Below are 13,281 nucleotides of genomic sequence, written 5' to 3' on the forward strand. Positions count from 1 at the left end.
GTGGCCCAGTGAGCGCTTTGTCGCTGCTGCCGGCCCGGCGTCCCGTACCGGGTGTCTTCGTGGCCCTGACCCTGACCCTGGCGATCGGATGGCTGGTCGTTCTGCTCGACGGCGGTCAGCTCTTCAACCAGTCCACGACGGTGAGCCTGCTGCATGTCGCCGCCGGCCTGGGGCTGGTCGCGGTGGGGCAGACCCTGGTCATCCTGGGGGGTTCGCTCGACCTCTCGGTGGCGTACGTGATCAGCCTCAGCACCCTCGTCGCGGCCGAGACGATGAACGGCAGCGACGGTGCGGTGCTGCCGGCGATCGGCCTGGTGCTCGTCGTCAGCGCCGGCGTCGGGCTGCTCAACGGGATCCTCGTCACCAGGTTCCGGGTCAACGCGTTCATCGCGACGCTCGGCGTCGGGTTGCTGCTCAAGGGCTACCTGGACAACGGCTACGACGGTCCGGCCGGTACGACCGCACCCGCACTCGTGCAGGCGCTCGGTTACCAGCGTGTCGGGCCGGTCCCGGTGTCGTTCCTGCTGTTGGTAGCCGTCACCGCGGCGGCCTGGTTCGCGCTGTCGCGGACCCGCTTCGGCCACCACCTGGTCGCTGTCGGCGGGGATCCGGAGGTGGCCCGGCTCTCCGGTGTCCGCAACGACCGGATCCTCGTCACCGCCCACGTCCTGTGTTCGATGTGCGCGGGGCTCGCCGGCATCTATCTCGCCAGTCGGCTCGGCTCGGGCGCCCCCCGTGTCGGCACCGAGGGTCTCTACGACCTGGAGTCGATCGCCGCGGTGGTGATCGGCGGGACCGCTCTCGCCGGCGGGCGCGGCGGCGTCGTCGGCACCGTCGGCGGCGTGCTGCTGCTGGCCAGCATCGACGCCATCTTCAACCAGCTTGAGGTCGACGCCTTCTTCAAGCAGGTGATCCGGGGCGTCATCATCATCGCCGCGGTCGCTGTCTACGCCCGCAGGGCCATGCGAAAGGCGGCCTAGTCATGCAGACCGTCCAACCCCGTTCCCTGCCCCTGCGGTTGCCGCGGGTGCGTCCCGGTGGTGTCCTGCCGATCCTCGCGATTCTCGCGGTGTTGGTGGTGCTGGTCGGCATCCGGCAGCCCGACTTCCTGGCCCCGCCGTCGCTGATGTCGTTCCTGGGGCGGTCGGCGCCGATCATCCTGCTCGCCGCCGGTCAGTACTTCGTGATCGTCTCCGGTGAGTTCGATCTCTCGGTCGGGTCTCTGGTCACCGCGCAGGTGGTGGTCGCCGCCCGACTCATCGACAGCGACCCGGCGCGTACCTGGCCGGTGGTGCTGCTCCTGCTCGCCTTCGGAGCACTTGTCGGGTTGGTGAACGGCCTGGTGACGACCCGGCTGCGGGTGCCGTCGTTCATCACCACGCTCGGCATGTTCCTGATCCTCGTGGGCGCTGTCTATCTGTGGTCCGACGGCGCTCCGAAGGGTGGGCTCTCGGAGGAGTTCCGGCGGTTCGGCCGGCGGGCCTTCGAGGACGTTCCGGTGCTGGGCCGGGTGCCGTACGCGCTGGTGGTCCTGGTGGTCCTGGCGGTGGCGGCGGTGCTGCTGATGCGGTCGGACTTCGGTCGGACGCTGGTCGCCGTCGGCGACAACCCGCGCACCGCCGAGCTGAGCGGGGTACGGGTGTGGCGTACCCGGACCTTCGCCTTCATCCTCAGCGGTCTGGCCGCGGCGGTGGCGGCGATCCTCCTGGGTGGCTACAGCGGCGTGTCGTTCCAGGCCGGCAACGGCCTGGAGTTCGGTGCGATCACCGCGGTCGTCCTCGGTGGGGTGGCGCTCGGCGGGGGTCGCGGCGCTGTCGTCGGGGCGATGCTCGGCGCGCTGACCCTCGAACTGCTGTTCGCTCTCATGAATTTCTACGGCGTCTCCGGCGCCCTCAGGTCGACCGTCCAGGGCGCGATCATCCTGCTCGCCGTGGCGGTCTCGGCAACGCGTTCTTCGTCCAGATAAGGGGAAACCATAGTGCGACGTTCCATGGCGGCACTGGCCGCTGTCACGCTGCTGTCTCTTGCCGCATGTGCCACCGACGAGCCGGCCGCGAGCCCTTCGGGGAGCGCGTCCGCCGCCACTGGTTCCGGGACCGGGGACCAGTCGAAGTTCTTCGTGCAGGCCGACTACGACGCCGAGCTCGCGCTGCTCGACGCGGCACCGACGGGCCCGGCCGACAAGCCGTGGGAGCAGGTGCTCAACCCGACGATGGTCGACACGGCCAAGTTCAAGAAGAACGGCCCGCACAAGATCTGCTTCTCGAACGCGGCCCTGAACAACCCGTGGCGGCAGGTCGGCTTCAAGACGATGCAGGCCGAGGTCGAGGCGCAGAAGAGCCGCATCAAGGAGTTCGTGCACGTCGACGCCGAGGGCAAGGACCAGAAGCAGATCGCGGACATCAACGACCTGCTCGGCAAGGGCTGCGACGCGCTCATCGTCTCGCCGAACACCACCGCCACGCTCACCCCGGCCGTCGAGGCGGCCTGCAAGGCGGGGCTGCCGGTCGTCGTCTTCGACCGTGGGGTCAACACGAAGTGCCCGGTGACGTTCATCAACCCCATCGGCGGGTACGGGTTCGGCCACGTCGGCGCCGAGTTCGTCAGCCAGAAGATGAAGCCCGGCGGCAAGGTCCTCGCCCTGCGGATCCTGCCCGGCGTCGACGTCCTGGAGACCCGCTGGTCGGCGGCGAAGGTGGCGTTCGACAAGGCGAAGGTCGACGTCGTCGGCGTCGAGTTCACCGACGGTGACCCGGCCAAGACCAAGAAGATCGTCGACGACTACATCCAGCGCTACGGCACGATCGACGGGGTCTGGATGGACGCCGGAGCGGTGGCCGTCGCGGCGGTCGAGGCGTTCCAGGACGCGGGCAAGCCGGTTCCGCCGATGAACGGTGAGGACCAGCTCGACTTCCTGAAGATCTGGAAGGACAAGAAGCTCACCGCTATCGCGCCCACCTACCCGACCTACCAGTGGCGTACGCCGATCATCGCGGCGCTGCGGATCCTCGACGGCCAGCAGGTGTCCAACCCGTGGAAGCTGCCGCAGCCGACCGTCACCCAGGACAACCTGGACCAGTACCTCGACGCGGGCATGCCGCCGTTGCACTACGCGATGTGCGGCTGCACCGACCTGCCCGGCTACCCGCAGCGCTGGAAGTAGGTCCTGATGTACGCCGTCGGCGTCAACCCCTGGGTCTGGGCCTCGCCGGTCGACGACAAGGCCCTGGCCGAGCTGATTCCGCGGATCGCCGGGTTCGGCTTCGACGCTGTCGAGTTGCCGATCGAGCAGCCCGGTGACTGGGATCCGATCCGTACCCGGGACCTGTTGGCGGCGCACGGACTCGTGGCCGCCGGTGTCTGCGCGGTCACCCCGCCGGGGCGGGAGTTGGTCGACGCCGCGCCGGCGGTCGTCGAGTCGACGGTGGCGTACCTCATGGGCTGCGTGGCGAGCGCGGCGGCCGTCGGCGCCAAATGCGTCGGCGGCCCCGCGTACGCCTCGGTCGGCCGCACCTGGCGGATGTCGCCGGCGGCCCGCGCGGCCTGCTACGCGGACTTCCGGCGCAACCTGGCGCCGGTGGCCGATCGGGCCGGCGAGTTGGGCGTGAGCATCGGTGTCGAGGCGTTGAACCGGTACGAGACGAGCGTCGTCAACACCGTCGAGCAGACCGTCGAGATGATCGACGGGTTGCCGTCGAACGTCGGCATCATGATCGACACGTACCACATGAACATCGAGGAGGCCGACCCCTACGCGGCCCTCGCCGTCGCCGGCCCGCACATCAAGCACGTCCAGGTCAGCGGCACCAACCGGGGCGCGCCCGGTGCTGACCACTTCGACTGGCCCCGCTTCTTCACCGTCCTGCGGGACACCGGCTACCAGGGCGCTGTCTGCATCGAGTCGTTCACGGCGGAGAACGAGACCATCGCCACCGCCGCGGCGATCTGGCGGCCGTTGGCTCCCTCGCAGGACCGTCTCGCCACGGACGGCCTGCGCTATCTCCGGGAGATCCTCGGATAACCGTCTCGGCCCGTCACCCGCGCGCTCGTCGAGGCCGTCCGCCCACCCCCACCCCCTTCTCACGTCAGGAGCACCGTCCCGTGTCCTCGTCCCTTCCGCCGCTGCGCAGACTTCTGGCCGGCGCCGCCGCGACAGCGCTGACCGCCCTGGTCGCGGTGACCGTCTCGGCGTCCCCGGCCGTGGCGGCCACCACCACCCTCTACGCGTCGCCCTCCGGTTCCGGCAGCACCTGTTCCGCCAGCCAGCCGTGTTCGCTGACCGGTGCCCAGACCGCAGTCCGGGCGATCAACAGCGCGATGTCCGGTGACATCGTGGTGGAGCTGGCCAACGGCACGTACCGGCTCTCGTCGCCGCTGCGGTTCACCGCGGCCGACTCGGGCAACAACGGCTACCAGGTGATCTGGCGGGCAGCCAACGGCGCACGTCCGACCATCACCGGCGCTCGCGCGGTCACCGGCTGGTCGCTCGTCGACTCCGGGAAGAACATCTGGCGGGCCAGTGTTCCCGCCGGGCTCGACTCCCGTCAGCTCTACGTCAGCGGGGCCGTCGCCACGCGGGCGCGTACCGCGGTGAACCGCTCGGACTTCACCTTCACCACGTCCGGAATGCGGTTCACCAACAGCGCGCTCAGCTACCTCAACAACCTGGGCAACCAGAACCGCGTCGAGGTGGAGAGCGTCGGTTCGTTCACCGACCGGTACTCGCCGGTGCAGAGCATCAGCGGGAACTTCCTGACGATGCAGCAGCCCGCGTGGAACAACAACACCTTCGGGTTCGACACCCTCTCCAGCCCGCACCGCGCCGGTCCGTTCTACCTGACCAACGCGTACGAGTTCCTGGACTCGGCGGGGGAGTGGTATCTCAACCCGAGCAACGGCCAGCTCAACTACATCCCGCTCGCCGGGCAGAACATGAGCTCGGTCAGCGTCGAGCTGCCGCAGTTGCAGTCGCTGGTCAACGTCGGGGGCAGTTACGACGCACCGGCGCACCACATCTCGTTCAGCGGCATCACCTTCACCGGCACCAGCTGGCTCGGCCCCAGTAGCAGCAACGGCTTCGCCGACCAGCAGACCGGCGCCCACATCACCGGCACCTGGTCCCGCCCGTCCGACGCGCTGACCTCCTGTCAGGCCGGCTGCCCTCAGTTCGAGGCCACCCGACCGAACTGGAACCAGATGCCCGCCGCCGTGCAGGTCTCCGCTGCCAACACCATCACCTTCAGCGACTCCCAGTTCGTCAACCTCGGGCAGACGGCGATCGGCATCGGCAACGACGCCAACGCCCACGCCAGCGGGGTCGGCCTGGGGGCCAGCAACATCACCGTCACCCGCTCCGAGATCGCCCGCAACTCCGCCGGTGGCATCGTGGTCGGCGGTGTGCGGGCCGACGCCCACCACCCGAGCGACCAGCGGATGGTCAACCGCAACATCACCATCAGCAACAACCGGGTGCACGACCTCGGCCTGGAGTACCGGGGTGTGGTGTCGATCCTGACCACCTACGTGAACACGGCACTGGTCTCGCACAACGAGGTCTACAACATGCCGTACACCGGTCTGTCGGTCGGCTACGGCTGGGGCGCCAACGACGCCGGCGGCAGCCAGCACTACGCGAACCGGGGGCTGTACAACTACCAGCCCCGCTACACGACGGCGACCACCGCGGCCAACAACCAGGTGATCGGCAACTACGTGCACGACGTGATGCAGCAGATGACCGACGGCGGGTGTATCTACACGCTGTCGGCGAACCCGGGCGGGACCATCAACGAGAACTACTGCCTGCGGACCAACGGCTGGTTCGGGCTCTACTTCGACGAGGGTTCCCGCTACTACACCGCCCGTAACAACGTGTTCTCCTCCACCGGTACCTGGGCCACCGCCAACTACTGGTACGCGGAGAACATGGGCAACTTCACCGTCACCAACAACTGGTCGACGAACAACAGCACGAACGTGACCAACGGCGACCGCGGCAACGTCGTCAACGGCAACGTCACGGTCAGCAACGGCAGTTGGCCGTCGGGTGCGCAGACGGTGATCAACGCGGCCGGCGTGCAGAGCGGCGGCAACACCAACCCGCAGAACGTGCAGATCGTGGGCGTCCAGTCGGGCCGGTGCGCGGAGATCGGTGGATCGAGCACCACGAACGGCACGCAGGCCCAGCTCTGGGACTGCATCAGCGGGGCCACCAACCAGCGGTGGACCCACACGGCCAGCCGGCAGCTCATGGTGTACGGCACCAAGTGCCTGGACGCCTCCGGCCAGGGCACCAGTAACGGCACCATCGTGGTGATCTGGGACTGCAACGGTCAGGCCAACCAGCAGTGGAACGTCAACGCCAACGGCACGATCACCGGCGTGCAGTCGGGTCTCTGCCTGGACGCCAACGGCGCCGGGACGGCGAACGGCACGAAACTGATTCTCTGGTCCTGCAACGGCGGCACCAACCAGCAGTGGCAGCTGCGCAGTTGACCTGGTAGCCGCGCGCCGACGGGTCCGGGCCGGGGCGACACGCCTCGGCCCGGACCTGTCCGGTCTACTGCCCGGCCGTCGCCCTCGCCGTGTCCACTGTCAGCCCGGTCGCGGCCCGGTAGCGGACGGGGATCGGGTCGGTGATCTCCCCGACGAAGGTGTCGTCGACGTGGTCGAGGAAGCCGATGAGGGACCAGTCGTCGGCGGGTCCGTGGACCAGTCGGGGCGCGTACAGGTGCGGGTGGGTGAACGGCCGGGCGGACGCGATGTCCCACGGCCCGACGGTGCTCTCGCCCGTCGCCACCCAGATCCGGTGGCCGTCGCGCCGGGCGCTGCCGGTGGCGTCGGTGGAGAACAGCAGCAGCGGTTGCCCGTCGAGGACCGCGACCTGGGGCACTTCGAGGTGACCGAAGCCGGCGGGGGTAGACAAAGGCGGCCTCACCGTCCAGTGCAGCAGGTCGGTGGAGGTGGCGTGGCCGACGACGCCACGGGTGTTCGCCGGCCCGGTGTTGGCGCGGGCGGTGATGAGCATGTGCCAGCCCTGGCCGTGGGGGTCGGGGAACACCCACGGGTCACGCCAGGCCTGCTCGTACCACAGGTCCGTGTCCAGCAGCTCGTACCAGGTGGGGTCGGCCTGGACGATCGGTTCGCTGCCGTGCCGGTGCCAGGTCATCAGGTCGTCGGAGACGGCCAGCCCGATGCGTTGGACGAGCCCGTCCTCGGCGCGACCGACACCGGTGTAGAACAGGTACCACAGTCCGTCCGGCCCGCGAACCGTGCAGCCCGTCCAGGTCGCCAGGTCGTCCCAGCCGGGCGGGTCGGCGGGGACCACGGCGTCGGCGACCAGACGCCATGAGCGCAGGTCCGTCGAGACGGCGTGGCCGATCGTGGCCCGGCGGTGGCGGCGGTGCGGGTCGTGCAGGGCACGGGACGCGCGCAGGAAGAACACGTGCCAGAGGCCGTTGTCGTCCCGCGCGTACCAGCTGTCCCACACCCAGTGGTCGGGTAGACGAAGCATGGTCGGAAACCTAGCACTAAACCGTTTTAGCGTCGGCCCAGGCCGCCCCGGCGGTGCGCTCGTGAGCCCTTGGTCAGCCGGCCGGAGGCGCGAGGGACCGGCGTCGGCGCAGCGGCATCGGAACGAGCGCGGGCTCGGCGACGCCACCGTCCAGGAGCAGTTCGACAGCACGCCGCCCCATCTGCTCGTGCGGCAACGCCGTGGTGGCCAGACTGGGCCGCAACCAGGCGGCGATCGGGTCATCGTCGAACGAGATGACCGAGATGTCCTCCGGGACGGTCAGCCCCGCCTCGCCGAGCGCCTGGTAGGCGCCGAAGGCCAACCGGTCGTTCATGCAGATGACCGCGCTGGGGCGCTTCGGCCTGCTCAGCAGGCCGCGCATGGCGGCGTACCCGTGCTCGGGCAACCACTCGGTGCAGAAGCACTCGGCCAGCAGGCTGACGTCCGCCTCGTTCAGGGTCTGCCGGATGCCGTGCAGGCGGGCGCGGGCGGCGAGCGAGACCTCCGGGTCGTCCTCCTTGAGCCGGTTGCGGCCGATGAGCGCGATCGCGTCGCGGTGGCCGAGCTCCAGCAGGGCGGCGGCGACGGAGCTGCCGGCACCCTCGTCGTCGGGAACCACGCTGGGTAGACCGTCGGGGCTGGTGGCGTTGAGCAGCACCACCGGTCCGCCGAGGATGGCCGCGGGCACCGACAGTCGTCTGGTCGCCATCGCCGCGTAGATCACCCCGTCGACCTGCCGGTCCAGGACGGCCTCGATGGCGTACTGCTCGAAGGTGGCGTCGCCCTGCGTCTCGGTGATGAGCAGGACGTGGTCGCGTTCGCGGGCCGCGTCGAGAGCGCCACGGATGAGGTCACCGGCGAACCGGGTGGTGGCCACGATGTCGGAGACGAACGCGATGGTGGCGGTCTTGCGGGTGCGGAGGCTGCGCGCGGCGAGGTTGGGCCGGTAGCCGAGTTCCTCGGCGGCGGCGAACACCCGCTGGTGCGCCTCGGCCGAGAGTCGGGTGCCCTCCCTGCCGTTGAGCACCATCGACGCGGCGGTCTTGGACAGCCCGGCTCTGCGCGCGACGTCGGCGAGTGTTGCTCTGTTGCGGCCCATCAGTCCTCCGAATCAGGCGCGGTGCCGCAGGCACCGCTCCCGCCCATCATGATGCGTCGCCGCCCAGGACCCAGCGCCGGTCATGTCGGTGCGGTGTGAACCCGACGTTTCCGCACCGTTGCCAAGTTGTCCTTGACAGCGTCCCGTGCCACGCGCATGCTCTGCTAAATCAGTTTAGCGACCACTTCTGGTGCATCCAGAGGCGCCTTCGGTGGCCGTGCCGGCTTCCTTTTCGCTGACGGTACGGGTGCTGCGCCCGGGCGGCAGGTCACGGCGTACGTGTCGTGGCCGCACCCGGTCGCGCTGGTCCCGGTGGAGCCGTCGCGCGGCCATGGGTCGCGGGACGCGTGGAGATGTCAAGGAGTCATGAAATGGCAGAATTGCTGACAAAGTTTCCGCGACGGAGAACGGTGCTCCTCGCGTCGCTGCTGGCGGTCGGGATGACCGCGACGGCCTGCAGCGCCCCGGGCGAGGACCGGTCGTCGACCCAGAAGTCCGATGCCGCCGTCTCGACGGAGCTGGGAACCGACCCGATCACCCTGGAGATGTACGCCGAGACCGGCTTCCCGCTGGCCAAGGCGTTGGCCGAGGAGTTCTCCAAGCAGCACTCGAACGTCAAGTTCAACATCCGTGAGGACCAGTTCACGGTGATCGTGGAGAACGCGCCCCGGGTGATGGCCTCGGACAACTCGCCCGACATCATCCGGCTCCCCACCATGGTCGACCTGGTCAAGGACGACCTGCTCAAGAACCTCGACCCGTACTTCACCGCGTACGGCTGGGACAAGTTCCCCGCCTCGCAGCTCGTGCAGCTGCGCGTCGGTGAGAACACCCGGGGCACCGGCTCGTTGTTCGGGATGGGTCTCGGCTACAGCGTCACCGGCGTGTTCTACAACAAGAAGCTGGCCACCCAGATCGGCATGACCCAGCCGCCGGCCACTGTGGCCGACTTCGAGCAGCTGTTGGCCAAGGCGAAGGCCGGTGGGGTCCAGCCGATCATGCAGTTCAACAAGAACACCGCCGGCATCAACTTCCCGCACCAGGCGTTGCAGAACCAGTTCGGTGACCCGGCCCAGGTCGCGGACTGGATCTTCCAGAAGCCGGGGGCCACGTTCGACACCCCGGCCGCCCTGAAGGCCACCCAGACCATCCAGAAGTGGGCGCAGGCCGGCTACTTCCCGAAGGACGCCAACGCCATCGACTACGCGGGCATGGTGGGGGAGTTCCAGAAGGGCAACGGCCTGTTCATGTTCAACGGTGACTGGGAGTCGGCGAACCTCGACAAGTCGATGCCCGGCAACGTCGGCTTCTTCCTCTTCCCCACCGAGTCCCCCGGTGGGAAGCACGTGGCGATGTCCGCCCCCAACACCTTCGGCGTCTCGGCCAAGGCGAAGAACCCCGACGCCGCCGCGTACTTCCTGAACTGGGTGCACACCAACGCCAAGGCCCGGGAGATCTCGGTGACCGTCGGCGGCTCGAGCCCCGGCGGCCCGAGCGACCTGCCGGTGCCGGCCGCCGCCCCGAACACCGTGCTCGCCGAGACCCTCAAGGCGTCGCAGCAGCTCGGCGCGGAGAACGGCGCGGTGGACTTCACCGCCAACGCGACCGGCGGCATCTTCGCCGCCGCGATCACCCCGGAGATGCAGAAGCTGATCGCCGGCCAGCAGACGCCCGAGGGGTACGTGAAGGCGGTCCAGGCCGAGTACCAGAAGGAACTGTCCCGATGACGTCTGCCCTCGGCAGCGCACCAACCGGGCGCGACGATCGTCGTGCCCGTCCGACCCCCACGCGGGCCCACCGTTCTCGGTGGGCCCGCGCGGCCGGGACCGGCTGGTTGTACGTCCTGCCCGCCCTGGTGATGTACGCGGTGTTCGTCCTGCGCCCGCTCGTCCTGACGTTGCAGTACTCGCTCTACGACTGGAACGGGATCGGGGTGGCCCGCTGGGTGGGCCTGGACAACTACCTCACCGTCTTCACCGACGGCGACCTGCTGAAGATCATCGGCAACGCGATCGTCCTGATCGTCTTCTTCAGCTTCATCCCGGTCACGCTCGGGCTGTTGGTGGCGAGCATGGTTCGCCGGATCACCACCGGCCCGTTCGGCACCGTCGTCCGGACCATCCTGTTCCTGCCGCAGGTCATCCCCCTGGTGGCGGCGGGCATCGCGTGGAGCTGGCTGCTCTCGTCGAACGGTCTGGTCAACCAGGTGCTGCGCGCGGTCGGGCTGGGTGGCGTCGCCCGCGCCTGGCTCGGCGACTTCGACACGGCACTGCCCGCCGTCGGTGTCATCGGGGCCTGGGTCCTGCTCGGCCTCTGCACGATCCTGCTGGTGACCGGCATGAGCAAGATTGATCCGGCGCTGTACGAGGCCGCCCGCCTGGACGGTGCCGGTCCGGTCCGCGAGTTCTTCGCCGTGACCCTGCCCAGCCTGCGCCAGGAGATCGGCGTCTGCCTCACCGTGACGATCATCGCGGCGTTGGCGAGCTTCGACATCGTCTACATCTCCACCAGCGGCGGGCCCGGCCTCCAGACCACGGTGCCGGGTCTGGAGATCTACCGGCTGGCCTTCTCGCAGCGGCAGGTCGGCCTCGCCTCGGCGCTGGCTGTCGTGCTGATGCTGCTGGTGCTGGCGTGTGTGCTGCCGATCCAGCGGCTGAGCCGAGGGGAGAAGTCGTGAACCTGACCCGACGCGAACAGCTGACCGGGCGCGTCTTCCTGATCGCCCTGATCGTCGTGACCCTGCTGCCATTCGTGAGCATGTTGTCGGCGGCGTTGCAGCCGCGTGGCACCGTGCCCAGCGGGCTCGACTGGCCGTCCGACCCGCAGTGGGGGAACTTCGCCGACGCCTTCACCGCCGCGAACATGGGCGCTCTGCTCCGGTCCAGCCTGCTCATCGTGGCCGGTGTCGTACCGGTGTCGGTGCTCATCGCGACCATGGCCGGCTTCGGCCTCGGTCAGTTGCGGGTGCCCGGTGGCCGGCTCGTCTTCGGCCTCTTCCTGCTGGGCCTGACCCTGCCGTTCGAGGCCGTGGTGACGCCGCTCTACTACCAGATGCAGGATCTCGGCCTGCTCAACACGCGCTGGGCCATCATCCTGCCGCTGATCGGCCTGTACATGCCGTTCGCGGTGTTCTGGATGCGGGCGCACTTCACCAACGTGCCGGTCGAGTTGACCGAGGCGGCCCGGGTGGACGGCAGCAGCACATGGCAGTTGTTCTGGCGGGTCCAGGTGCCGCTGGCCCGGCCGGCGATCGCCTCGCTGACCATCCTGATGTTCCTCTGGACGTGGAACCAGTTCCTGCTCGCCATCGTCCTGGTCGACGACGCCACCAAACGCACCATGGCCGGAGCGCTCGGTGCGTTCCAGGGCCAGTGGGGCACCGACCTGGTGCTGCTGTGTGCCGGGTCGTTGCTGATCCTGACCCCGACCCTCATCGTCTTCCTGATCTTCCAGCGACAGTTCATCAAGGCCCTGATCCAAGGGTCAGTGAAGGGGTAGGCAGTGGTCACACAGCCACAGATCCACGGCGAGGTCGCCGATCGCTACGGGCGCGTCGCCGACGTCTTCCGGGACAACTTCACCTCCCGGGGAGAGGTCGGCGCCGCCGTCACCGTCTACGTGCGGGGCCGCAAGGTCGTCGACCTGTACGGCGGGGTCGCCGACACCCGTACCGGCCGGCCCTGGGGCAGGGACACGCCGGTCGTCGTCTTCTCCTGCACCAAGGGAATGCTGGCGATCTGCGCGTACCTGCTGGTCCAACAGGGCCGGCTCGACCTCGATGCTCCGGTGACGCGCTACTGGCCGGAGTTCGGACAGCACGGCAAGGCGCACATCCCGGTGCGCTGGCTGCTCACGCACCAGGCCGGTCTGCCCGCGTTGGACCGACCCCTGACCCTCGACGAGGTCCTGGCGTGGGACCCCGTGATCAAGGCGATCGAGGCGCAGGCCCCGTTGTGGGAGCCGGGCACGGCACACGGCTACCACCCGATGACCTACGGCTGGCTGGTCGGAGAGGTGATCCACCGCATCACCGGCCAACTACCCGGCGCGTTCTTCGCCGACACTCTCGCGGACCCGCTCGGTTTGCGCACCTGGCTCGGGCTTCCGGCCGCCGAGAGTGACACCGTTGCCTGGGGGTTGGCGCCGCCACCGGACCCGGACCCGTTCGAGGACCCGGTCGCCGAACGCGGCATCACCATGGGGGGCGCTTTCGCCTTCCCCGCCGACGCCGACGGCCTGGTGAGCTTCAACGACGACGCCATCCGGGCCGCCGGTGTTCCGGGCGCGGGCGCGGTGAGCACCGCGGACGGCCTCGCCCGCCTCTACGCCGCCTGCGTCTCCGGTCTCCCGGGTCAGGCTGGACCGCTGCTCACGTCCGCGTCGGTGGACGACGCGGTGGTGGTTCGCTCGCGTGGTCAGCAGCGGCACGGCCCGCCGGACACCGGGCAGCGCTGGGGCACCGGTTTCCTGCTGCACTCGGCACCGGCCCGGCCGCTGCTGGGTGAGCGCAGCTTCGGCCACGACGGCGCGGGCGGGAACCTGGCCTTCGCCGACGCTGAGCATCAGGTGGGATTCGGCTACGTGGTCAACCAGATGCGTGGGATGGGCGACGAGCGGGCCAACCGGCTCACCGCCGCCGTCCGCGCCTGCCTCGAAGCCTGAACCGCCC

The 13,281-nt window shown here is 69.2% G+C and carries 11 protein-coding genes; 9 read left to right on the forward strand and 2 right to left on the reverse strand.

Annotated elements, in window-relative coordinates:
• Positions 1-8 precede the first annotated feature (8 nt).
• From QSK15_RS10275 to QSK15_RS10295, 5 genes are all read left to right on the forward strand, one after another.
• The gene (locus QSK15_RS10275; RefSeq protein ID WP_285793933.1) at positions 9-980 is read left to right on the forward strand and encodes an ABC transporter permease; all 972 of its coding nucleotides are present in this window, start codon (positions 9-11) and stop codon (positions 978-980) included.
• Positions 981-982: 2 nt separating this feature from the next.
• Positions 983-1,966 carry an ABC transporter permease gene (locus tag QSK15_RS10280; protein ID WP_279518848.1) on the forward strand — a complete coding sequence of 328 codons (984 nt, stop codon included), beginning with the start codon at positions 983-985 and terminating at the stop codon, positions 1,964-1,966.
• A 12-nt stretch (positions 1,967-1,978) separates the two neighbouring features.
• A complete protein-coding gene (locus QSK15_RS10285; RefSeq protein ID WP_285793934.1) occupies positions 1,979-3,163 on the forward strand; it encodes a substrate-binding domain-containing protein in 1,185 nt (394 codons plus the stop codon).
• 6 nt (positions 3,164-3,169) lie between these two features.
• Positions 3,170-4,021 (forward strand): sugar phosphate isomerase/epimerase family protein, encoded by an 852-nt coding sequence (locus QSK15_RS10290; RefSeq protein ID WP_285793935.1) that lies wholly within the window; start codon positions 3,170-3,172, stop codon positions 4,019-4,021.
• Positions 4,022-4,101: 80 nt separating this feature from the next.
• Entirely contained in the window at positions 4,102-6,495 is a 2,394-nt protein-coding gene (locus QSK15_RS10295) for an RICIN domain-containing protein (RefSeq protein WP_285793936.1), read from the forward strand.
• Positions 6,496-6,559: 64 nt separating this feature from the next.
• Here QSK15_RS10295 and QSK15_RS10300 read toward each other — a convergent pair whose 3' ends face one another.
• Together QSK15_RS10300 and QSK15_RS10305 are read right to left on the reverse strand one after the other, a co-directional pair.
• Positions 6,560-7,684, reverse strand: a complete 1,125-nt coding sequence (locus QSK15_RS10300) for a glycoside hydrolase family 68 protein (protein WP_285793937.1) — start codon at positions 7,682-7,684, stop codon at positions 6,560-6,562.
• Positions 7,587-8,612, reverse strand: a complete 1,026-nt coding sequence (locus tag QSK15_RS10305; protein WP_285793938.1) for a LacI family DNA-binding transcriptional regulator — start codon at positions 8,610-8,612, stop codon at positions 7,587-7,589. The genes QSK15_RS10300 and QSK15_RS10305 overlap by 98 nt, the downstream gene beginning before the upstream one ends.
• Before the next feature lie 371 nt (positions 8,613-8,983).
• On the opposite strand from QSK15_RS10305, the gene QSK15_RS10310 reads away from it, so the two are divergent.
• The 4 genes from QSK15_RS10310 to QSK15_RS10325 are packed head-to-tail and all read left to right on the forward strand — an operon-like array spanning position 8,984 to position 13,274.
• On the forward strand, positions 8,984-10,339 hold the full coding sequence (locus QSK15_RS10310; RefSeq protein WP_285793939.1) for an ABC transporter substrate-binding protein: 1,356 nt from the start codon (positions 8,984-8,986) through the stop codon (positions 10,337-10,339).
• Positions 10,336-11,289, forward strand: a complete 954-nt coding sequence (locus QSK15_RS10315) for a carbohydrate ABC transporter permease (RefSeq protein WP_285793940.1) — start codon at positions 10,336-10,338, stop codon at positions 11,287-11,289. Before QSK15_RS10310 ends, QSK15_RS10315 begins: the two co-directional genes overlap by 4 nt.
• The gene (locus QSK15_RS10320) at positions 11,286-12,110 is read left to right on the forward strand and encodes a carbohydrate ABC transporter permease (protein ID WP_030333883.1); all 825 of its coding nucleotides are present in this window, start codon (positions 11,286-11,288) and stop codon (positions 12,108-12,110) included. Before QSK15_RS10315 ends, QSK15_RS10320 begins: the two co-directional genes overlap by 4 nt.
• Before the next feature lie 3 nt (positions 12,111-12,113).
• Positions 12,114-13,274, forward strand: a complete 1,161-nt coding sequence (locus tag QSK15_RS10325) for a serine hydrolase domain-containing protein (RefSeq protein ID WP_285793941.1) — start codon at positions 12,114-12,116, stop codon at positions 13,272-13,274.
• Positions 13,275-13,281: the final 7 nt, after the last annotated feature.

Origin of the sequence: Micromonospora sp. NBRC 107095, from assembly GCF_030269705.1 — a bacterium.
Taxonomy (GTDB): Bacteria; Actinomycetota; Actinomycetes; order Mycobacteriales; family Micromonosporaceae; genus Micromonospora; species Micromonospora parva.